Genomic DNA, 355 nt, shown 5'->3' with positions numbered 1-355 from the left:
CCACCGAACCCCACACCGATGGCAATGGCACCCGATACAAAGGCAAATGCGGTTAATGGAATGTTGAGCACCTCAAGGGAGGTAAAAAGTAAAATCGCAATACTTAAAATGAAATAAAAACGCGTGAATAAATGCACTGCATCTGGGCTCATTTTTCGTGCAAGTAATGACTTTTTAATTAACTTGCCAATCTGAGTCACCACAACCCACATAGTAAACAAAATTAGCGGCACTTGAATTACTTTTGCCACGGTAATGTGAATGTCGTTGTAGCTAAACAATACGAAGGCGAGAATGTGATTAATTTGTTCTAAGTTCATTTATTTTCCATGTATAAGGTCGCACACAAACGATT

1 pseudogene is annotated in these 355 nt (G+C 39.2%); it reads right to left on the bottom strand.

Annotated elements, in window-relative coordinates:
- Nucleotides 1-320, bottom strand: a pseudogene (locus CWB76_RS19345) (mechanosensitive ion channel protein); the annotation flags it as partial.
- Between the last annotated feature and the right edge of the window lie 35 nt (nucleotides 321-355).

The sequence above is a fragment of the Pseudoalteromonas sp. S1609 genome (assembly GCF_005887255.1).
GTDB lineage: Bacteria > Pseudomonadota > Gammaproteobacteria > Enterobacterales > Alteromonadaceae > Pseudoalteromonas.
This window is presented reverse-complemented; position numbering and strand designations above follow the sequence as displayed.